Origin of the sequence: Aequorivita iocasae (genome assembly GCF_016757735.1) — a bacterium.
GTDB lineage: Bacteria > Bacteroidota > Bacteroidia > Flavobacteriales > Flavobacteriaceae > Aequorivita > Aequorivita iocasae.
The window spans coordinates 912,707-932,634 of the sequence record NZ_CP068439.1 but is presented as its reverse complement, the minus strand read 5'-3'; the positions used below and the strand labels follow the sequence as shown (position 1 = coordinate 932,634).

22 protein-coding genes are annotated in these 19,928 nt (G+C 38.9%); 20 read left to right on the top strand and 2 right to left on the bottom strand.

What is annotated here, in order from left to right; all coding sequences use genetic code 11:
- Positions 1-160: 160 nt before the first annotated feature.
- Positions 161-1,051: a helix-turn-helix transcriptional regulator gene (locus tag JK629_RS04375; protein WP_202337409.1), complete on the bottom strand. Its 891-nt coding sequence runs from the start codon at positions 1,049-1,051 to the stop codon at positions 161-163.
- A gap of 191 nt (positions 1,052-1,242) precedes the next feature.
- On the opposite strand from JK629_RS04375, the gene hemA reads away from it, so the two are divergent.
- The 20 genes from hemA (at position 1,243) to JK629_RS04275 (ending at position 16,667) form a co-directional block, all read left to right on the top strand.
- The gene (gene hemA, locus JK629_RS04370; protein ID WP_202337988.1) at positions 1,243-2,502 is read left to right on the top strand and encodes a glutamyl-tRNA reductase; all 1,260 of its coding nucleotides are present in this window, start codon (positions 1,243-1,245) and stop codon (positions 2,500-2,502) included.
- Positions 2,503-2,504: 2 nt separating this feature from the next.
- Entirely contained in the window at positions 2,505-3,416 is a 912-nt protein-coding gene (hemC, locus tag JK629_RS04365; protein WP_202337408.1) for a hydroxymethylbilane synthase, read from the top strand.
- Positions 3,413-5,164 (top strand): TrkH family potassium uptake protein, encoded by a 1,752-nt coding sequence (locus JK629_RS04360; RefSeq protein WP_202337407.1) that lies wholly within the window; start codon positions 3,413-3,415, stop codon positions 5,162-5,164. The genes hemC and JK629_RS04360 overlap by 4 nt, the downstream gene beginning before the upstream one ends.
- Positions 5,165-5,189: 25 nt before the next feature.
- Positions 5,190-5,894: a potassium channel family protein gene (locus JK629_RS04355; protein ID WP_202337406.1), complete on the top strand. Its 705-nt coding sequence runs from the start codon at positions 5,190-5,192 to the stop codon at positions 5,892-5,894.
- Positions 5,872-6,525 carry a uroporphyrinogen-III synthase gene (locus JK629_RS04350; protein ID WP_202337405.1) on the top strand — a complete coding sequence of 218 codons (654 nt, stop codon included), beginning with the start codon at positions 5,872-5,874 and terminating at the stop codon, positions 6,523-6,525. Before JK629_RS04355 ends, JK629_RS04350 begins: the two co-directional genes overlap by 23 nt.
- Complete coding sequence (gene hemE, locus JK629_RS04345; protein WP_202337404.1) at positions 6,518-7,546, top strand: uroporphyrinogen decarboxylase; 1,029 nt, start codon at positions 6,518-6,520, stop codon at positions 7,544-7,546. The genes JK629_RS04350 and hemE overlap by 8 nt, the downstream gene beginning before the upstream one ends.
- Positions 7,547-8,041: a DUF6973 domain-containing protein gene (locus tag JK629_RS04340; protein ID WP_202337403.1), complete on the top strand. Its 495-nt coding sequence runs from the start codon at positions 7,547-7,549 to the stop codon at positions 8,039-8,041.
- A 31-nt stretch (positions 8,042-8,072) separates the two neighbouring features.
- The gene (locus tag JK629_RS04335) at positions 8,073-8,525 is read left to right on the top strand and encodes a hypothetical protein (RefSeq protein WP_202337402.1); all 453 of its coding nucleotides are present in this window, start codon (positions 8,073-8,075) and stop codon (positions 8,523-8,525) included.
- Positions 8,526-8,545: 20 nt separating this feature from the next.
- Positions 8,546-9,304 (top strand): EI24 domain-containing protein, encoded by a 759-nt coding sequence (locus JK629_RS04330; RefSeq protein WP_202337401.1) that lies wholly within the window; start codon positions 8,546-8,548, stop codon positions 9,302-9,304.
- A complete protein-coding gene (hemF, locus tag JK629_RS04325; protein ID WP_202337400.1) occupies positions 9,301-10,209 on the top strand; it encodes an oxygen-dependent coproporphyrinogen oxidase in 909 nt (302 codons plus the stop codon). The genes JK629_RS04330 and hemF overlap by 4 nt, the downstream gene beginning before the upstream one ends.
- An 11-nt stretch (positions 10,210-10,220) precedes the next feature.
- Entirely contained in the window at positions 10,221-10,448 is a 228-nt protein-coding gene (locus tag JK629_RS04320) for a four helix bundle protein (RefSeq protein WP_237460069.1), read from the top strand.
- A gap of 8 nt (positions 10,449-10,456) precedes the next feature.
- Entirely contained in the window at positions 10,457-10,579 is a 123-nt protein-coding gene (locus JK629_RS15675) for a four helix bundle protein (protein WP_202337987.1), read from the top strand.
- A gap of 38 nt (positions 10,580-10,617) precedes the next feature.
- Positions 10,618-11,607, top strand: a complete 990-nt coding sequence (gene hemB / locus JK629_RS04310; RefSeq protein ID WP_202337399.1) for a porphobilinogen synthase — start codon at positions 10,618-10,620, stop codon at positions 11,605-11,607.
- Between the two features lie 45 nt (positions 11,608-11,652).
- A complete protein-coding gene (locus JK629_RS04305; RefSeq protein ID WP_202337398.1) occupies positions 11,653-12,009 on the top strand; it encodes a hypothetical protein in 357 nt (118 codons plus the stop codon).
- An 89-nt stretch (positions 12,010-12,098) separates the two neighbouring features.
- Positions 12,099-12,563: a hypothetical protein gene (locus JK629_RS04300; protein ID WP_202337397.1), complete on the top strand. Its 465-nt coding sequence runs from the start codon at positions 12,099-12,101 to the stop codon at positions 12,561-12,563.
- A gap of 115 nt (positions 12,564-12,678) precedes the next feature.
- The gene (locus tag JK629_RS04295; protein WP_202337396.1) at positions 12,679-13,791 is read left to right on the top strand and encodes a CNNM domain-containing protein; all 1,113 of its coding nucleotides are present in this window, start codon (positions 12,679-12,681) and stop codon (positions 13,789-13,791) included.
- Positions 13,772-14,269 (top strand): methylated-DNA--[protein]-cysteine S-methyltransferase, encoded by a 498-nt coding sequence (locus JK629_RS04290; protein ID WP_225626129.1) that lies wholly within the window; start codon positions 13,772-13,774, stop codon positions 14,267-14,269. Before JK629_RS04295 ends, JK629_RS04290 begins: the two co-directional genes overlap by 20 nt.
- Entirely contained in the window at positions 14,270-15,418 is a 1,149-nt protein-coding gene (locus tag JK629_RS04285) for a serine hydrolase domain-containing protein (RefSeq protein ID WP_202337395.1), read from the top strand.
- A gap of 43 nt (positions 15,419-15,461) precedes the next feature.
- Complete coding sequence (locus JK629_RS04280) at positions 15,462-16,175, top strand: 3'-5' exonuclease (RefSeq protein WP_202337394.1); 714 nt, start codon at positions 15,462-15,464, stop codon at positions 16,173-16,175.
- Between the two features lie 84 nt (positions 16,176-16,259).
- On the top strand, positions 16,260-16,667 hold the full coding sequence (locus JK629_RS04275; RefSeq protein ID WP_202337393.1) for a hypothetical protein: 408 nt from the start codon (positions 16,260-16,262) through the stop codon (positions 16,665-16,667).
- A 76-nt stretch (positions 16,668-16,743) separates the two neighbouring features.
- Here the strand turns inward: JK629_RS04275 and JK629_RS04270 are convergent, their stop codons facing one another.
- Positions 16,744-19,788 carry a M4 family metallopeptidase gene (locus tag JK629_RS04270; RefSeq protein WP_202337392.1) on the bottom strand — a complete coding sequence of 1,015 codons (3,045 nt, stop codon included), beginning with the start codon at positions 19,786-19,788 and terminating at the stop codon, positions 16,744-16,746.
- Between the last annotated feature and the right edge of the window lie 140 nt (positions 19,789-19,928).

Below are 19,928 nucleotides of genomic sequence, written 5' to 3'. Positions count from 1 at the left end.
AAAAGGGCACACTTCATAATAAAGTAAATAATGCTGATTAAAACGGACTAAATTTAATCTTTTTTACCATCCAAAAATAAGGCAGACTAAGGGAAATTTTTTTTATTTTTTCTTTATGTTTATGATGTTTCTAGAGGGTTGTCAGGATTGTATGTTCAAGTTATGCGTTCAGCCCCATCAAAAACTTTTTGGGGGTAGTGCCAAATCTTTTCTTAAAAGCCGCGATAAAGTGGCTCGAAGTGCTGTAGCCCACTTTTAAACCTACCTCATTAACATTGTGGGAGCCCGTAGCCAGTAGTTGCCGTGCGACTTCCATTTTATACTCAAACAAAAAACTGAACACAGAGTCGCCATAAACTTGCTTGAAACCTTCTTTTAAGCGATTTATAGGGAGGTTTATTTCGTCGGCGAGCTCTTGCAAAGTAGGTGGTTCAGCCATTCTTGCAATCATAATCTGTTTTGCTTTTTTTATTTTTGAAACGTTGTCTTCATCAGCCAAAAAAGGACATTGTTCCACATCGGCATCGGCGGGACGGTTGAAGTACAGACTAAGTAACTCATAGGCTTTCGCCTTAAAATACAGCGGTTTTATGGTAGGGTGGAGGTTGTAGTTCATCAATTGGTTCAGCACTACCGCCATGGATGGTGAAATATGCCCCTCTTTATAATATTTCCGGTCTTTGTTTTCTTCGCTCAAAAAGGTAATGTAATTCGCTTCCGTAGAAAAAAGACTGTGAAATTTATGGATAGGAAGCAATACCGAGAGCACCCAGGAATGCTTTTCCAGAATAAGCGTTATAGGCAAATCACGCTGTGGATTATAAAGGAGCAAAGAATTTTCCTCCTTTATGGTAAGGATGTAGTTGCCCTCATTAAAAAGAAATGCGGCAGCTCCTTTTATACAAAAATGAAACTGTATGAATGTTGAGCTTACCTCACGTTTAAAGGTTTGGTTTTCATCGGTTTCGTTATTGAATTTCAATATAAAAAAACCTGGGGAAATGGTTGTTTCTTCGTAAAAACTTTGAGCGACATTTTTTTGGAGTTCCATAGCGTTTCGAAATGTTTTCTATTTAGAATAGTTCTAAATTAAAATTATTAAATTTGATGGGACACCGCTAATTTAGGGGTAAAAATATGACAAATGTCATATTTTGGCCATTTTTAACAGCCACCGACATAAAAGATACCGCTTGCGTTATTTTTTTAAAAACAATGCGTTTACATTTGCTCCTGTTTTATATGGAAAACTTAAAGACATATTCCGGCGAGTCGCTCGAAGGCAATTTTTACGCTATCGGCCTCAACTACAAAAAGGCAGATGCAGAAATTCGCGGCCACTTCAGCATCAGCGATACCGCAAAAGAAAATATATTGCTTCAAGCCAAAGCCGAGCGTATTCCTTCCCTAGCAGTCATCTCTACTTGCAACCGCACTGAACTTTATGGTTTTGCACAGCATCCGTACCAACTTATAAAATTGTTGTGCGAGCATACCAACGGTACTGTGGAGGAATTTGAAAAGGTTGCCTATATCTATAAAAACCACGATGCAGTTTCTCATCTTTTTAACGTGGGAACGGGGTTAGATAGCCAGATTTTAGGTGATTTTGAAATTATTAGCCAGTTGCGAAACGCTTTCCGGGAATCTAAAAAGCACGACATTATCAACCCCTTTATGGAGCGGCTTGTAAATGCGGTTATTCAGGCCAGTAAGCGCATCAAGAATGAAACCGGAATTTCTTCCGGAGCTACATCAGTAAGTTTTGCAGCAGTACAATACATTATGGCGCGCGTGCCCTATATTTCCGAAAAGAACATTCTTCTTTTTGGAACTGGAAAAATAGGTAGAAACACCTGCGAAAACCTTATAAAGCATACCAAGAACGAACATATCACCCTTATAAACCGTACCAAGGAAAAAGCTGAAAAAGTTGCGGGTAAATTCAATTTGATCGTTAAGGATTATGCCGATATTCAAAGTGAAATAGCCCAGACCGATGTGCTAATCGTGGCAACAGGCGCGCAGCAACCGACCATTTCAAAAGAGTTGCTGTACCTTAAGAGACCTTTATTAATTTTAGATCTTTCCATTCCGAAAAATGTTTCAGATGATGTTTTGAAAAATGAAATGGTAACTTTGGTACATATGGATCATCTGTCTGCTGTAACTGACCAAACCTTGGAACAACGTGCGGCACAACTTCCTCTTGCTAAAAAGATTATTACTGAAATAGAAAAAGAATTCAATAAATGGGCAGATAATCGCAAATTTGCGCCAACCATAAAAGCTCTCAAAAATAAACTTGCCGAAATTAAAGCCGGCGAAATAGATTATCAACGCAAAAAAATTGCAGGTTTCAATGAAGAGCAAGCTGAAATAATTAGCGACCGACTCATTCAAAAAATAACTACACATTTCGCCAACCACCTTAAAGGCGAAGAAGGCTCTGCCGAAAGTATAGAACTCATAAGAAGAGTTTTTCAACTTGAAACTGCCTAATCTTGAAAAAAACAATCCGAATTGGCACCCGCGACAGTGAACTTGCACTTTGGCAAGCCAACACTGTAAAATCCAAACTTGAAAATTTAGGATATACCACTCAATTGGTCCCCGTTAAATCTGAAGGCGATTTGGTTTTGGACAAACCGCTTTACGAAATGGGCATTACCGGAATTTTCACAAAAACGTTGGATGTTGCAATGATAACCGGAACCGTGGATATTGCTGTGCACAGTATGAAAGACGTGCCCACGCAGTTACCTAATGGCATTGTGCAGACCGCGGTTTTGGAACGCGCTTCTTCCGAAGATATTTTGGTGACAAAAAGCAAAGTATATTTTGAAAGCCCGTGCACCATTGCTACTGGAAGCCTCCGTAGGCAAGCACAATGGCTCCATAGATATCCAAATCATAAGGTTGTTGATTTACGCGGAAACGTAAACACACGTCTTCAAAAACTGAAAGATAATGACTGGCAAGGCGCAATTTTCGCAAAAGCCGGTTTGCAGAGAATTAACCTTTTGCCAGCAGATTTTATAGATTTAAACTGGATGCTTCCCGCTCCCGCCCAAGGCGCTATGGTTGTTGTGGCCTTGGAAGAAGATGAATTTTGTAAAGAAGCCACTTCAAAGTTAAATGATTACAATTCCGAAATTTGCACTTATATGGAACGTGAATTTTTACGCACTCTGGAAGGTGGCTGTACCGCGCCAATTGGTGCTTTTGCAGAAATAATTGACGATGAGATTTATTTTAAGGGATGTCTTTTTTCAATTGATGGCAAAACCAAAATCGACATTGAAAAGAAAGTTTTAACGTCACAATACAAAGGCTTTGGAAAAGAATGTGCTAAATTTATTCTTCAAAATGGCGGATCTGAGCTGATGATTTCCATAAAAAATGAAATGAAATGAGCCTTTGGAAGAAAACGAGCCTGACGAATATCGTCGTTTGGTTTTTAGACCTTGGTTTGTTGGCATTTTTAATTTTTGACTTCGGGTTTGAAAATTTCAGAGATTTTCGGCAATATAAACTCATCGTTCTTCCATCATTATTGCTGGCTTTAATAGCCTTTAATTTTTATAAATATCATACATATAAAAGAGACAAAGAGGTTTCGCGAAGCAGCAGGATAAGTCTGTTGATTTTGCTTTTGTTGATTGTGCTGGAAGTGATAATGATCCTCGCCAACTATGAGACATCGCTGGTTGAAACATTCTTCAACGCGCGCTATGTTATTGAATACGGCCTCCTCTTCTATTTTTTTATTCGTCTTACTTTTTTACTCAGAATAATCTACAGCCTCTATTTTAATCCGGCAATTCTCTTTGTGGGCAGTTTCGCAATAATTGCCCTTGCGGGAACATTTTTATTGTTGCTCCCAAGTGCGACCACACACGGAATCACTTTTACCGATGCGCTATTTACAGCAACAAGTGCCACAGCCGTTACAGGCTTGATTGTGGTTGACACCGCAAAAGATTTCACTCCTTTTGGACAAACAATTATTATGATTTTGTTCCAAATTGGCGGTTTGGGGATGCTCACTTTTACTTCTTTCTTCGCCTATTTCTTTAAAAGTGGCGCTTCTTTCAAAGAAAGCCTTTATATGAAAGATATTTTGGGCCACGAAAAGCTGAACAGCGTTATGCGAACGGTAATGCAGATTGTCGCTTTCTCACTAATTTTGGAAGCAATTGGTGCCTTTTTCATCTATCATTCGCTAGCACATATAGACTCTTTTAAAAGCAGAGGGTTTTTTGCGGTCTTTCATGCCATTTCGGCTTATTGCAATGCAGGTTTTTCTTTAGCTTCAGATGGCCTTTATGACACAGGTTTGCGCTTCAATTATTATATGCAGTGGGTTGTTATGGCGCTTATTGTTTTTGGTGGTTTGGGGTACCATATTGCATATAACATCATTCAATATTTCAGAAAATTCATTTCAAATTTGTTCAGTAAAAATGATCAGGTTTTTATTTCGCGGGTCATTAATCTGAATACCAAAATTGTACTTTACACTACCATTATTTTAATAGTTGGGGGGGCGGCTTTTTTCCTTTTTTCGGAACAGCAGACCAATCTTTTATCCCACAAAACTATCTTTGGAAAATTCACAACTGCGATGTTTTCCTCCGTTACCTCGCGAACGGCTGGTTTTAACACCGTTGATATGTCCAATTTTACCATTCCCGGCATCTTGTTTATGATTTTTTTAATGTGGGTCGGGGCCTCGCCCGCATCCACCGGAGGCGGAATAAAAACTACTACTTTTGCCCTCGCAACGCTTAATATTTTTGCCATTGCACGGGATAAAAAATATATTGAAATAGGCACCCGAAGAATAGCAACAGAGGCTGTGCACCGTGCGTTCGCAATTATATCAATTTCATTGGCTAGTATTGGGACGGGAATTTTGTTAGTGCTTATTTTTGACCCTGAATTTTCGTTGATACAGATTGCTTTCGAAGTATTTTCGGCATTTTCCACCGTGGGACTTTCGTTGGGAATTACTTCACAACTCTCTGAATACAGTAAATATGTAATCATATTTTTGATGTTTTTCGGAAGAATTGGATTGCTGAACTTAATGATTGGTCTTTTGAAAAGCGTTGGGAAAACAGAATACACCTATCCTGAAGAAAATATTTTGATTAACTAAAAAGCGGAACTTAAAACAGAAGCGTATGAAGATTGTAGTTATAGGCCTTGGAAATTTTGGAATGTCGCTGGCCATTCATCTTTCAAATACAGGAAATGAGGTAATTGTTGCCGATCACGACCTCGAAAAAATCGAACTTATAAAAAACAAGGTTGCCCACGCCGTTGCCATAGATGCCACTAATGAAAACGCATACCATTCCCTGCCATTAAATAACGCCGATCTAGCCATAATAGCTATTGGCGAACGCAATGGCGCCGCAATAATGAGTACAGCAATCGTAAAAAAGTTGACTAAGGCAAAAATCATCTCACGCTCTTCTTCCGCTTTGGAAGATACAATTTTGGAAGCCATGGGCGTGGACCAAATTATCCACCCCGAACAGGAATATGCAGAGCGTTTTACCAAAAAAATCAATCTAAAAGGAAGCATAGACAACTTTGAAATTGATGATGAATATTTGGTTTCAGAAGTTGAAGTAAGCCAATCTTTAGTTGGCCAAACCCTTCAGCAATCAGACTTTCGTAAAAATTTTAATTTGAATATTATTACCATAATTCGAAAAAAACAACACACCAATTTACTGGGAAGAGCTATTGAAAAACGTGAAGTTGTTGGGTTGCCAAAACCGGATATGGTTTTTCAAAGCGGAGATATTTTAGCCGTTTTCGGAAAAGATGCTGACATTAAAAAATATTTAAAGAACCATGCCCACGGTTTTATCAACTAAAAAATTTAAGGAGAATCAACGTTCATTATTGTTGCAGGCAGGCGTTTCTTTAGTAGAATATGATGCGATAAAAATTGAACTGATTCCTTTTGAAATTCCAGAAATTGTAGAAAACGCAATTTTTACGAGCCAGAATGCGATTTTGGCAATTCAGAATTCAGAATTCAGAATTCAGAATTGTTATTGCGTAGGCAAAAAAACAAAATCAATGTTGGAAGAAAATGGTCAAAATGTGGTAAAAATGACCGAATATGCTTCAGAATTGGCGGATTATTTAGTAAAAAATTACAAAAAAGATTCTTTTCACTTTTTCTGCGGAAACATCCGAAGCGATGAAATTCCCTCAAAATTGAAAGAAAACAATATTGATTTTAAAGAAATTGAAGTCTATAAAACAACGCTAAACCCAAAGAAATTTGAACGACAGTTTGATGCGGTTCTTTTTTTTAGCCCAAGCGGGGTGAGAAGCTTTGTTTCAGAAAATAAAATAAATAATTCGAAAGCAATTTGCATCGGAAATACAACCGCTTCCGAAGCAAAAATATATACAAAAAATGTGGTAATCGCTAACGCCACAACCGTTGAAAGCGTAATTGCGAAAGCGGTTAATACCTTAAAAAATTATGATTAAAAACGACCTATTCTTAAAAGCCCTGCGCGGCGAAACCGTTGAACGCCCGCCCGTTTGGATGATGCGTCAAGCCGGAAGATATTTGCCGGAATTTCAGGAAATAAAAGCCAAATACGATTTTTTCACGCGTTGCCAAACTCCCGAACTGGCCAGTGAAATTACCGTACAGCCCATCCGAAGATACGGAATGGACGCCGCCATTTTATTCAGCGATATTTTGGTAATTCCGCAGGCAATGAACATTCACGTAGAGATGAAACCCGGCGTGGGACCATGGCTGCCAGATCCCATCCGTTCTGCGAAAGATTTGGAACGTGTGATTGTGCCAGATATAAATGAAACACTCGGTTACGTAATGGAAGCCATAAAAATGACGAAAGAAAAGCTGAACGATGAAATTCCGTTGATTGGCTTTGCCGGAAGCCCCTGGACCATTCTTTGTTATTGCGTGCAGGGGCAGGGCTCCAAAAATTTTGATAAAGCAAAGGAATTCTGCTTTACGCAACCTGTTGTGGCTCACCAACTTCTTCAAAAAATAACCGATACCACCATTTTATATTTAAAAGAAAAAGTAAAGGCTGGCGTAAATGCGGTTCAGGTTTTTGACAGTTGGGGAGGCATGCTTTCGCCAACCGATTATCAGGAATTTAGCTGGCAATATATGCAGCAGATTATTGATGCACTTAAAGACGAAACACCCGTAATTGCTTTCGGAAAAGGTTGTTGGTTTGCTTTGGATACTATGGCCAAAAGTGGCGCTTCTGCTTTGGGTGTAGACTGGACTTGTTCGCCTAAAAACGCACGTTATTTAACTGGCGGAAACATAACATTGCAAGGAAATTTTGATCCAACGCGCCTTTTCAGCCCTCCTTCCGAAATAAAAAAGATGGTAAAACAAATGATTGATGAATTTGGAAAAGATCGTTATATCGTAAACTTAGGTCACGGAATTCTGCCAAATATTCCTTTGGAGAACGCAGCTGCTTTTATTGAAGCGGTAAAAGAATACAAACAGGAATAGATGCTGTGGCGGATTTTTAAGAAACTGGATTTCAAGCAACTTTTTGCTTTGTCGTGGTTATTTCTTAAAAATCCAAAATATGCCTTTCCCACTATTTTTGCCACAAAACGCTGTATGAACATTGCGTATAAGGAGTACGGCAGTAAGCATCATTTAGGAAATCCAGCAAATGCATTTCGGCATGCGCTTTGGGTTATTTTAATTATAAAAAACTTTTTAAAGTGGCAAAGCAATGAGCAAAAAGCGAAAACTTGGGCAAAAAAATTTACAGATTGGCATGAAGATTTTTCGCCCAACCAAGCTTTGGAACGCGCAATGGATTTGCACAATAATGCAATGGGAATTCTTTATTTTGATGAATTAAAAGATAAAAATGAAGTTGAAATCGTTTCATCCTTAAAACAAAAAGCTTCCGAAGCGGTAAAGATTTTAACCACTGATGAAGTTGAAAATTTTGAAGATAAATTAGTTTATATAAGCGAAGAAGTTACTTAAACTTTAGTAAAATTTTTTAGGTTTAAATCATATGAGAAGAATTTTGTTTTTGCTTTTAATTTTTATGATTTCTTGTAATTCAAATGAGAATACGAAAAATCAAAAAGAAACTATTTTATTAAATAAAACTAAAAAGTTTGAATATAATTTGTTTGATTATAAATCAGAATTTGAATTAGTAATAAGTGAATTTTATCTAAACCATCAAGCGGTGGGAAACGCTGTAGGATATAATTTATTTATTGGTAAAACAAGTAACCCATTACTTCCAGAAAATTTATCTGTATTATCTTTTTCTGAAGAAAATATAAAATTAAGTCTTGGAGATACTATAAGGTTTATACCTAATAAAAAACAGCATAATGAAATTTCTGGCTATCCGCTTATATATTATTCAAAAGATTCTATGATTGACGGAAAAATGGAAAATTATATTTTGGGCTCTGAGAATAAAGCAATTTGGGCGGATCCCATATCTGATTGAAATTTTAAAAACCAATTTAAATGCTCGCACACATTTTCAAAGGCATAAAAGCATACGCGGGAACTTTCAAGCTTATCAGTAAACTCAGGCTTTGGAAGTACTTCGGCATACCTATGGCCATTAGTTTTTTAACTGCTGCGCTAATTGGTTTTTCCGCTTGGGGTTTAAGCGATAATCTGGGCGCTTTTATTTCAAAAATCTGGTTTTGGGAATGGGGCGCTGTAACTTTCAGAACTATCAGTGATTTCATCGGAGCATTGATAATCATTGCCTTGGGCATAATACTATATCGGCATATCGTGATGGCTCTTAGTGCGCCATTTATGAGTCCAGTTTCAGAAAAAATAGAAAAGCATCTCTTTGGAGCAGATCATTCCCACAGAAATACTTCAAACGCGGAACAGCTTTGGCGGGGAATACGAATAAATGTTCGGAATTTAGTGATGGAACTATTACTGACAATCCCCATAATTTTAATAGGTTTTATTCCTGTTGTAGGAATAATTTCTTCGGTACTTTTATTTTTGGTACAAAGCTATTATGCAGGTTTCGGAAATATGGATTACACGTTGGAAAGGCATTTTAAATATTCGGAAAGTATTCAATTTGTTAAAAGAAACCGCGGTTTGGCAATCGGCAACGGCATGGTTTTTATGCTGATGCTGTTGATTCCGGTAGTTGGAATTATTTTAGTTTTACCGCTTTCAGTCACCGCAGCAAGTACGGAAACTTTAAAGGTTTTGGAAAGTACAAAATCGCTTCAGAAAAAGATATCATGAAAGAAAAGTTTGTAGCATATATCAAAAACTTACAGAACGAGATTACTTCTGCTCTGGAATCCATCGACGGAAAAGCAAAATTCAAAGAAGACAAATGGATTCGTAAAGAAGGTGGTGGCGGGCAAACCCGTGTGATTGAAAACGGTGCGGTTTTCGAAAAAGGCGGCGTAAACATCAGCGAGGTTTTCGGAAAATTACCGGAAAGCATGCAGCAGTATTTTGGGGTAAGGGATGCCGATTTTTTCGCCTGCGGACTCAGTTTGGTCCTTCACCCTAAAAATCCGTTTGTGCCTACGGTGCATGCAAATTGGCGCTACTTTGAAATGTATGATGCAGAAGGAAATATTGTGGACAGTTGGTTTGGCGGCGGGCAGGATTTAACGCCATATTATTTGTTTGAGGAAGATGCCAAACATTTTCACCAAATATGTAAAAATGCATGCGACAAGCACAATTCTTCATTTTATGAAACATATAAAAAACGTTGCGATGAATATTTTTGGAACGCCCATCGCGAGGAAGCAAGGGGAATCGGTGGCCTATTTTTCGATTATTTGAAACAAACCGACGAAATGTCGATGCAGGATTGGTATGACTTTGTAACCGAAGTGGGCGATAGTTTTTTGGAAAGTTACCTATCTATTGTTCAAAAAAGAAATAATATTCCCTATTCCGAAGAAAACAGAAATTGGCAGGAAATACGCCGTGGGCGTTATGTTGAATTCAATTTGGTGCACGATAAAGGCACGCTTTTCGGCTTGAAAACCAACGGCCGTATTGAAAGTATTTTGATGAGCTTGCCTCCGGTTGTGCAATGGAAATATGATCATCATCCTGAGGTTGGAAGTGAAGAAGAAAAATTAATAGAAGTATTGAAACATCCACGAAATTGGTTGCAAAGTTAAAAGCTTAAAGTATGATTGATTATAGAAATTATTTAGTTTGGCAAAAATCTCATCGCTTAGTGATTGATATATATAAAGCCACAGCTTTATTTCCAAAAAGCGAACAGTTTAATTTTGTATCACAAATAAACCGGGCAGCACTCTCTGTGCCAGCAAACATTGTAGAAGGTTGTGGGCGTGAAACGCAGAAAGAGTTGGTTCGATTTTTTATATCTCCTCGGGCTAAGTTCACGAATTAGAATATTTAATATATGCAGCAACAGAACTTAACTTTATTGAAAATGATTTATCAAAAAAAGTGTTAGCTGAAATTTCAGAAATTAAGAAAATGCTTTATGCATTGATTCAAACAATTAAAAAACAGCTTTAAAACTTTTCGCTTTAAGCTGTAAACTTTAAACTATACTTATGTACCCACTAAGAAGAAACAGAAGATTGCGAACCAATGAAAGTATGCGAAGCCTGGTTCGAGAAACTATTATTTCACCAAATGACTTTGTCGTTCCGCTTTTTGTGGTGGAAGGAAAAGGCGTGAAAGAAGAAATTGCTTCGATGCCGAATTATTATAGACTGAGCTTGGATTTACTTCAAAAGGAAGTAAAGGAACTTTGGAAACTTGGTTTAAAATCAGTTTTGCTTTTTGTAAAAGTTGATGATAAACTGAAGGACAACAGCGGAAAGGAAGCTTTAAATACCGATGGATTGATGCAACGTGCCATTAAAACGGTGAAGGATGCCGTTCCCGAAATGATCGTGATGACCGATGTGGCCTTGGATCCCTTTTCAGTATATGGGCACGACGGAATTATTTCCGAAGGAAAAGTTATCAATGACGATACAAATGCTGTTTTGGCAGAAATGGCCTTAAGCCATGCCAAAGCAGGAGCCGACGTGGTAGCGCCGAGCGATATGATGGACGGCCGTATTTTTGAAATTAGAACCTTGTTAGAAGACGAAGGTTTCACAGATACCGCCATAATGGCGTATAGCGCCAAATATGCTTCTGCATTTTACGGGCCCTTCCGCGATGCTCTGGATTCTGCACCAGTAGATGTAAAAGATATTCCGAAGGATAAAAAAACTTACCAAATGGATTACGCAAATCGCGAGGAAGCAATCCGCGAAACCCTAATGGATATCGACGAAGGCGCAGATATCGTGATGGTAAAACCCGGACTTTGTTATTTGGATATTGTTCGCGAAATAGAGGACACAGTAAATGTTCCTGTAGCTGTTTATCAAGTAAGCGGGGAGTATGCGATGCTAAAAGCCGCAGCGGAAAAAGGTTGGCTGGACCACGATGCTGTAATGTTGGAACAAATTACTGCTATTAAAAGGGCAGGCGCTTCACTTATTGCCAGTTACTTTGCCAAGGATGTTGTAAAATTGATTAATTAGCAAAATTTTATCTTTCCGAATTCATTTTTCACATACATTTGCGGCGTGAAACATGTTGAAAAACATATAGGTAGGTTGCTGGTCTCGTTTGCCATTTTGTTGGTTTTCGGGAATTTGGCTTTTGCTGGAGAGACGGTAGTTAAGAGCAAAACCACCAAAATTTCGGCTTTACAACACAACGATCACGGTAAGCCTTTTGTTTTTAATGAAATCGCTGTTGGCGAGACTTCACAGACGGTTTCGCAGAATGAATATTTGGGATTTGGATTGTTTGGAACTTTATATTCCAACCAAGATTTTTCTTTTTCCAACGTTCCCTCATTATTTACTTCTTCTTATTCTGAAAAAGACAAACGGGAGCTTATCTTCCGGCATTTATTTCCCTTCCACTTTTTTTGGTGATTTTTTGAGTTTGCTTCGGTTGGTTTGGATTAGTTTCCAAGCATTTTCTTATTCCAATTTATTCATCTAAAAAATTATTCATTATGGAAATGAACACCACCCTAATAGGGATAATTATATTGTTATTGATATTTGTGCCAGTAGGCTATTTAATCATTAATACCACGGGCCAAGATAAAAAGGCAAAAAAAACCGTATCGCAATTGTCGCAAACAATGGGCATACACGTAAAAAATATTGAGGTAATAGGCAACTGCGTAATTGCGGTAGACGAAACTTCCAAAAAGCTTGTGTACTCCTCAAAAACAAACCCCAACGCAGACTTTAAGATCATTGATATGGTTGAGGTGCGTGACTGTCGTGCCAAAAGCATTAAGCAGACAGACAAAACCCTGGATTGGGTTGGGCTCGAATTGATTGAAAAAACAGGAAAAGTGGAAATACCTTTCTATATTGAAAACGATGAGGAAGGCTTCACAAAAGATCCGTTTGTGTGTCTGCAGGATGCCAAACGCTGGGAAGGGACGTTGAAACCCTTACTGAAGGCTTCGTAAATAGACTTTTTAAGAAAACCGCCCTTTGTGGCGGTTTTTTTATGCAATTAACAAAGTGTTACGGAGAAATGAGTTTTTAAATCTTTATTTTAGATGAAAATTTCGAAAACCAACTATGACCTTACTGATTGTTTATGCGCTGCTTTCCATATTCTTTTCCTTTTTATGCTCTATACTGGAAGCCGCACTGCTCAGCTTTACGCCCACATATTTGCGGATGAAGACCAAAGCTGGAAAAGCGTATGCTACCACTCTTACCAATTTTAAAAAAGATATAGACAAGCCGTTAATAGCAATATTAACGCTGAATACTATCGCACACACGGTGGGAGCTATTTTAGTTGGTGTTCAGGCCGAAAAACTACCATACAAGGTTGAACTTTGGGGTATGAACATCGTGGGAATTGTTTCTGCTATCATGACGATGCTTATTTTGGTGGTTTCTGAAATTATCCCAAAAACCATTGGCGCAACCTATTGGAAAAAACTCGGGCCCTTTACTGCCATGTTTTTGAACTTCATTATTTTTCCTCTAAAATATACGGGAATCCTTTGGTTATTGATGCTTATTACTCGCTTGGTGGGCAAATCGGCACACGTAAGCACGATGAGCCGAGAGGAATTTATGGCCATAACCGATGCCGCTGAGGAAGAAGGGGTTTTTGAAGAAAGTGAGACTACCGTTATAAAAAACCTACTTGTTTTTAAGAGCGTGCACGCCAAAGATGTAATGACGCCTTTTACTGTTGTTACTTTGGAAGATGAAAGCAAGAGCCTTGATGAATTTCACCAAAACCATAAAAGTCTTCGGTTTTCAAGGATACCGGTGTATAAAAACAAAACCCACAACATTACGGGTTTTGTACTTAGGGACGATGTGCTGGAGGAAATTGTGGAAGACCGGGGAGATAAATTGCTAAGTGACCTAAAAAGGGAAATTTTTGTAGTCGCTGCAGAAAAGCCAATCCCCGAACTTTTTGAAACTTTTATAAAACAACGCGTACACATAGCTTCTGTAGTAGATGATTTTGGGAATACCATCGGAGTCGTAACCATGGAAGATATAATTGAAACGCTGCTAGGGCTTGAGATTATGGACGAGAGCGACAACATAGAAGATATGCAGCTTCAGGCACGAAAAAACTGGGAACGCCGCGCAAAACGCATGGGAATAGAGATTAACAGAGATTTAGAACTAGAACGGGACGATGACGAACAGAATTTATGATGATTATATAGACACTCCTATAGGTACGCTAATGCTTTCCTTTAATAAAAAGTTTGAACTCGTATCAGTAGTTTTTACCGACGACGAAATAACCCTTCCCGTAGCCAACGTATTGGGGAGCGAGGAAATTCAGCAGGTGAAAAAACAATTTGAGGAATATTTTGAGGGAAAACGTAAAGATTTCAACATCAAACTTTCACCCCATGGCACGGAATTTCAGAAAAAAGTTTGGAGAGAACTGTTGAATATTCCCTTCGGAAAAACAGTTAGTTACCAACAAATCGCAAACACCCTAGGCGACCCAAAAGTAATCCGCGCGGCTGCCTCGGCCAATGGCAAAAACCCGATTTCCATAGTTATTCCATGCCATCGGGTTATCGGGAGCGATGGTTCACTCACAGGCTATGCTGGCGGCCTACACCGAAAAAAATGGTTACTGGAACACGAAAGTCCTTCGCCCCAACAATCCCTGTTTTAGATGAAACATTTTTTAAAGTTTTCGAAGTGGATTCTAATGCTGCTAATTGTAGCGGTAGTAGGACTTTATATCACTGGATACGGATATATTTTAAAGGGAATTTGGGTAGTATATCTGCACGGCCACACAACTGCCTATATTGACGATTTTGAATTTTTTGAAGTTGAAGAAATTCCTGCGAGTACAATTCCACAACCTTGGCCTGTCCATAAAAAATACAATACTGTTGAACCTACCCAAACACTTTCAGAAATGAACGATACGCTGGGAACGGTAGCTTTTTTGATTATCAAAAATGACAGTATTTGGTATGAAAAGTATTTTGAAGGCTTTGGAAAAAATTCTCAGACCAATTCGTTTTCAATGGTGAAAAGCATTACCTCTGCTTTGCTGGGAAAGGCAATAAATGACGGGTATATAAAAAGCTTAGACCAGCCCGTCGGCGATTTTTATCCGCAGTATGCCGGAACGGGAATGACCGTTGGCGATCTTTCCTCCATGGCTTCCGGGCTAAATTGGGACGAATCGTATTTCAATCCGTTTGGGATGACGGCACGGGCGTATTATCACGATGATTTGGCAGAAATTATCTTAAAATTGAAAGTAGTGGATACACCAGGGGTGAAATTCACCTATTTAAGTGGAAATACCCAGCTTTTAGCGATGGTAATTCAAAATGCCACCAAGAAGCAGTTGGCGGCATATTTATACGAAAGTTTTTGGCAGCCGATGGGAGCAGTAAATCCAGCCATTTGGCAAGTAGATGATGCTAAAAACAGATTGGTAAAGGCTTATTGCTGCTTGGGAAGCAACGCACGGGACTTTGCACGTTTCGGGAAATTGTATAAAGATTATGGAAAATGGAATGGCGAACAAATTTTAGACTCTGCATTTGTGGCAAAATCCATTACGCCGAGATTTTCCGACAGTCCTGAATACGGTTATGGGTTTTGGCTGAGCGATTATGTGGAAAAGAAAATTTTTGTAATGCGCGGTATTCTTGGACAATACGTAATCGTGATTCCAGAGGATGATTTGATAATAGTTCGATTGGGACATCAGCGTGGAAGTAAAACCGGGATGCCTTTTAGCTCAGATTTTTATGTGTATGTAGATGAGGCATATAAAATGCTTGGTCAAAATCAATAAATTTTGTAGCTTTAATTTTCTCCCCGATTGAAATTTTCTATTTATGATTAAGCGAATAAACCTGGAGCATATCCTTTTTTTGGATATTGAGACCGTTCCGCAGCACGAAAATTTTGATGAATTGGATGATACCGCCAAAACACTTTGGGAGCTAAAAAGCCAATATCAACGAAAAGATGAAGTTTCTGCAGAGGACTTTTACGAACGCGCCGGCATTTGGGCAGAGTTTGGAAAAATTGTATGTATTTCGGTAGGATATTTTGTACTGAAAGGCGATTTTCGGAATTTTCGTATAACTAGTTTTTATGGTGATGAATTAAAAATTTTAAAGGATTTTAAATCATTGCTTGAAACACATTTTAACAAACCACACCATCTGCTCTGTGCGCATAACGGAAAGGAATTTGACTTTCCTTACATTGCCCGACGGATGATTATCAACGGTATCGACATTCCTTTCAAATTAGATCTCTTCGGAAAAAAACCTTGGGAAGTTCCACATTTGGATACATTGGAACTTTGGAAATTCGGCGATTATAAAACTTTTACTTCCCTTAAATTGATGGCGCACGTTTTGGGCATACCCTCGCCAAAAGATGATATAGACGGTAGCCAGGTTCGCAGTGTTTATTATGAGGAAAAAAATATCGACAGAATAATCACTTATTGCGAAAAAGATGCTGTTACGGTAGCACAGATTTTCCTCAGGCTACGCAATGAAAGTATTTTGGATGAAAGTGAAATTCTTTCTGTATAATATGTTGATTCTGGCAGTAATACTTCTTTAAGGATTTCATTATAAATTTTAGTAGCTTTACCATCTAGATTCAAATATATTTTTATGACAATTTCAAAATTTATCCCAAAATCGTTTTTGATACCTATGGTAGCTGTGCTTCCTCTTTTTATATCTTGTAAAGATGAGAAGAAGGTAGAAGAGAATGCGCCAGCCGCAACCCAGGAGGCAACCCTTGAGCAAAAGAAACAGGCTTTACAGAATGTTGCGCCTACTTCTACCACCACAACTAATTCTAGTAATAGTGGAGGCGCCGTGAATCCGCCCCACGGACAGCCAGGGCATGATTGTGCCGTTCCAGTGGGTGCGCCTTTGAATGCTGCCCAAGGAAGTACCACCCCGGCAATAAATAAAACCAATGCTGTTCCAGCATCTATTTCTGGAAATGGTGTAAATCCACCCCACGGGCAGCCTGGTCATAGATGTGATATAAAAGTGGGAGATCCACTTTAAAAAGAATTTTATATTTAATAAAAAGCGGCCCGTTTCAAAATCGAAACGGGCCGCTTTAATTATCAATATTAACTAACTATTCTTTTATAAAACGTTTCATCAGTTTGTTTCCATCGGTATTTACTTCAAGCATGTAAACACCACTTTGCAGTGAAGAAACATCCAAGCTTTCCGTATAAGCTCCTTTTCCAACAACCTGACCAATAACATTATAGATTATATAATTTTTTCCTGTTCCTTGTACTAAGGAAATATTAAGCATATGCTTAGCGGGGTTTGGATAGAGAGACATTTCTGAATTGTTGAAACCTGTATCTCCAGTTATACCTTGGTTAACAGAATTACTAATGATTACGGTATAATCCTCCACTTCACCATACGTAAAAGTTTCACAAGAGGTTGGGTTTGCATTGTATTTCATAGAAACGCGCATTCTTGTTGCTCCCGAAAGTGCAGAAGTAGGAACTGTAAAACTTCCAGAAACCGATGATGCGGTTGTTCGCGAACGTGAATACACTTGCTCGCCAGAATCATTGAAATCGCCATCCTGGTTATAGTCAATCCACACACGGTATGCTTCGCTGTACGTTCTTCCGGTCCAGCGTGGAGTAATGGTTATGGTATTGCTGCTTCCTTTGGTTAAGGATGTAGAAATACTTGTGAAATTTGCATAACCACCATTATTTCCCGAAAGATTATTGATGCTTCCTAGTTGGACCCTGTCTATATATTCATCATTTGTATTGTTTCCTTGGGAAGTACAATAGGTAACCGTATTTGAAAGCGTAGTAACGTTTACGGTATTGCTGAACCCAGAATTGTTGCCAGCCGCATCGTGCGCACGAACTCTAAAGGAGTAGGCAGTAGCAGGAGACAATCCAGTGATGTTTGCTGAAGTACCAGTAACGCTTCCTAAGTTTGTGTTACCTTGGAAAACATCATAGCCTGTTACCCCCACATTGTCTGTGGAAGCATTCCACGAAAGGGTAAGTGTGGTTTGGGTTACGTTTGAAGCCGCTAAACTTGACGGTGTAGTTGGAGCCTGCGTATCTGGAGCACCTGCTCCTAAGTTGATGGTATAATCTTCCACTTCACCATAGCTGAAGGTTTCACAAGATGTTGGAATTCCGTTGTATTTCATCGAAACCCGCATTCTTGTTTCGCCTCCAACAGTCCCTGATGGTACTGTGAACGTTCCACTGTTTGGAGTGTCTTTAGAAGCAGCGTTAGACCAGACCAATTCGCCTGCATCTCCAAAATCTTCATCACCGTTGTAATCAATCCATACAGCATAGCCTTCGTTATAGATAGTTCCGGTCCATGTAGGAGTTACGGTAATGGTATAAGTAGCACCTTCATTTAAGGTAGTAGAAATACTTGTAAAATCTGAATAAAGCTGTGCACCTGAGGCATTGTTGATAGTGTTCAACTGTACGCGGCTTATATATTCATCATTTACATTGTTACCTTGTGAAGCGCAATAGCTACTACCGCCACCGCCCCCGTAAGGAGCGCCAACTCCTACAGCATACCAAGCGTTTGTGGTTGCTATTTCCTCTGGACTATCTGCACCGTATAGATCCCTGGCAGCTTGAATAGCGCCATTTTTTGCATCGCTGTACTGTGAGTTTGAATTCAAATAGACAGTTAGGTTTCTGTAGGCAATTGCAGCTGCTTTGTCCATCCCGATTCCGGTAACGTTATAGCTGTTTCCTAAATCGTTTGTACCGCTTTTACCTACAGTTAAAATATAAAACCAAAAGTTTTGCACGCCAGAGTTAATGTGAACGCCACCGTTATCGCCTGACCCGGAATACCAGTTGTTTCCCAAATATGTGTCGGGATCGCCATATGCATTTGGATTGCTCATGGAGCGAAGTGCGCCACCGCTTCCGCCAGCGCCAATATCATCACCCATTAGCCAATCATTTGTACCAGAAGCAAACTTTTCAATGGATTCACCAAAAATATCTGAAAAGGATTCATTCAAAGCTCCAGACTGATAGCTATACACAAGGTTTGCGGAATATTCCGTAACTCCATGGGCAATTTCATGCCCGCAAATATCCAAGGATACCAATGGACCATAGTTAACTCCATCGCCGTCACCATAGGTCATTCGGCTACCGTCCCAAAACGCATTCACGTAATTTGAGGAATAGCTAACATATGATTTTATAATGGCTCCTGCATTGTTATAAGAGTTTCTTCCATGTTTCTGGCTAAAGTATTTGTAGGTACGCTCTGCACCAAAATGTGCCTGAACGCCAGTCGGGTTTGAAGTAAAATTGGTGGAACTGCTCGTCACATCAACTGCATTGTTGTAATTAGTACTATTGTTCAGGTCAAAGGTTTGTATTCCGTTACCGTCAGCTGTTTGACGCAAACGGTATGGGCCAGAAGCATTATCGGCAGTAAAGGAAACGGTACCATTATATAGGCTGGTTCCTGTAGCGGGTACATTGGCATGGTGAATACGCTTATTTTCAAAAATGAATTGCCCCGTTTTTGCATCAATATAAACATCGGCCCTGTAAAGCGGGGCCGTTGCATAAATATCAAACTTATAAGCAAGTCGGTTTGTTTCGGATATGTTTTTTATTGCAGGGAAAATGACCAATTCCCCGGTAGGTTTATGGTAATCCGCTAAAGCTGCTTCCGAAGCATTTTGCCACATATATTTTGTAGCGCCCACATGTGCCATCGCACTGTTCAGAGCCTGCTGGCCATTTATTGAAGGCGTAACACTAAAGTCATCGGCAATAGGAAAATATGCTGAATTTAATGTTTGTACCATTCCGTTTTTGCTGCTTAGTGTAACGGTTGCAAATTCTACTTTTACACCGCTAAAATACTGTTGCATTTTTTGGTGCGTAAAACCTAGGGGATCTTGTTCTTGTTTTAGCGTAGTGAAGGAAGTTTGTGGGGATGGGTTTAAAACTTCCTTAAAAATTTGAGGGGAGTTTTGAAGCGAATAGGATTGCGAAGCATCAAAGACTACTAGACTTGGGGGTTCTTTTACGTTTCTCTTTTCATCTTTTTTGTTTTGGGCCGAAACTACTGCCGAAAAAGCAAAAATTAAAAGTGTGAATAGAAAAACGAACTTGTTAATTTTTTTCATAATAAAATAAGATTTAGTGAATAAATAGGTTCGATGTTTTGTTAAACAACTCTTAAATGAACAATAATTATAGATAAAATGAAATTTTATTCGATGAACTACAGTTAAAATTTTAATATTCCTTTTTGTTCTATCTTTGA

What these genes read in the sequence shown, in the direction of transcription:
- hemF (WP_202337400.1), top strand. Translation starts at nt 9,301, where the DNA reads ATGAAAGAAAAGTTTGTAGCATATATCAAAAACTTACAGAACGAGATT.
- hemA (WP_202337988.1), top strand. Translation starts at nt 1,243, where the DNA reads ATGGAAAACTTAAAGACATATTCCGGCGAGTCGCTCGAAGGCAATTTT.
- JK629_RS04295 (WP_202337396.1), top strand. Translation starts at nt 12,679, where the DNA reads ATGACCTTACTGATTGTTTATGCGCTGCTTTCCATATTCTTTTCCTTT.
- JK629_RS04280 (WP_202337394.1), top strand. Translation starts at nt 15,462, where the DNA reads ATGATTAAGCGAATAAACCTGGAGCATATCCTTTTTTTGGATATTGAG.
- JK629_RS04300 (WP_202337397.1), top strand. Translation starts at nt 12,099, where the DNA reads ATGAACACCACCCTAATAGGGATAATTATATTGTTATTGATATTTGTG.
- JK629_RS04335 (WP_202337402.1), top strand. Translation starts at nt 8,073, where the DNA reads ATGAGAAGAATTTTGTTTTTGCTTTTAATTTTTATGATTTCTTGTAAT.
- hemB (WP_202337399.1), top strand. Translation starts at nt 10,618, where the DNA reads ATGTACCCACTAAGAAGAAACAGAAGATTGCGAACCAATGAAAGTATG.
- JK629_RS04290 (WP_225626129.1), top strand. Translation starts at nt 13,772, where the DNA reads ATGACGAACAGAATTTATGATGATTATATAGACACTCCTATAGGTACG.
- JK629_RS04340 (WP_202337403.1), top strand. Translation starts at nt 7,547, where the DNA reads ATGCTGTGGCGGATTTTTAAGAAACTGGATTTCAAGCAACTTTTTGCT.
- JK629_RS04360 (WP_202337407.1), top strand. Translation starts at nt 3,413, where the DNA reads ATGAGCCTTTGGAAGAAAACGAGCCTGACGAATATCGTCGTTTGGTTT.
- JK629_RS04270 (WP_202337392.1), bottom strand. Translation starts at nt 19,788, where the DNA reads ATGAAAAAAATTAACAAGTTCGTTTTTCTATTCACACTTTTAATTTTT.
- JK629_RS04350 (WP_202337405.1), top strand. Translation starts at nt 5,872, where the DNA reads ATGCCCACGGTTTTATCAACTAAAAAATTTAAGGAGAATCAACGTTCA.
- JK629_RS04320 (WP_237460069.1), top strand. Translation starts at nt 10,221, where the DNA reads ATGATTGATTATAGAAATTATTTAGTTTGGCAAAAATCTCATCGCTTA.
- JK629_RS04285 (WP_202337395.1), top strand. Translation starts at nt 14,270, where the DNA reads ATGAAACATTTTTTAAAGTTTTCGAAGTGGATTCTAATGCTGCTAATT.
- JK629_RS04375 (WP_202337409.1), bottom strand. Translation starts at nt 1,051, where the DNA reads ATGGAACTCCAAAAAAATGTCGCTCAAAGTTTTTACGAAGAAACAACC.
- JK629_RS04355 (WP_202337406.1), top strand. Translation starts at nt 5,190, where the DNA reads ATGAAGATTGTAGTTATAGGCCTTGGAAATTTTGGAATGTCGCTGGCC.
- JK629_RS04275 (WP_202337393.1), top strand. Translation starts at nt 16,260, where the DNA reads ATGACAATTTCAAAATTTATCCCAAAATCGTTTTTGATACCTATGGTA.
- JK629_RS04330 (WP_202337401.1), top strand. Translation starts at nt 8,546, where the DNA reads ATGCTCGCACACATTTTCAAAGGCATAAAAGCATACGCGGGAACTTTC.
- hemE (WP_202337404.1), top strand. Translation starts at nt 6,518, where the DNA reads ATGATTAAAAACGACCTATTCTTAAAAGCCCTGCGCGGCGAAACCGTT.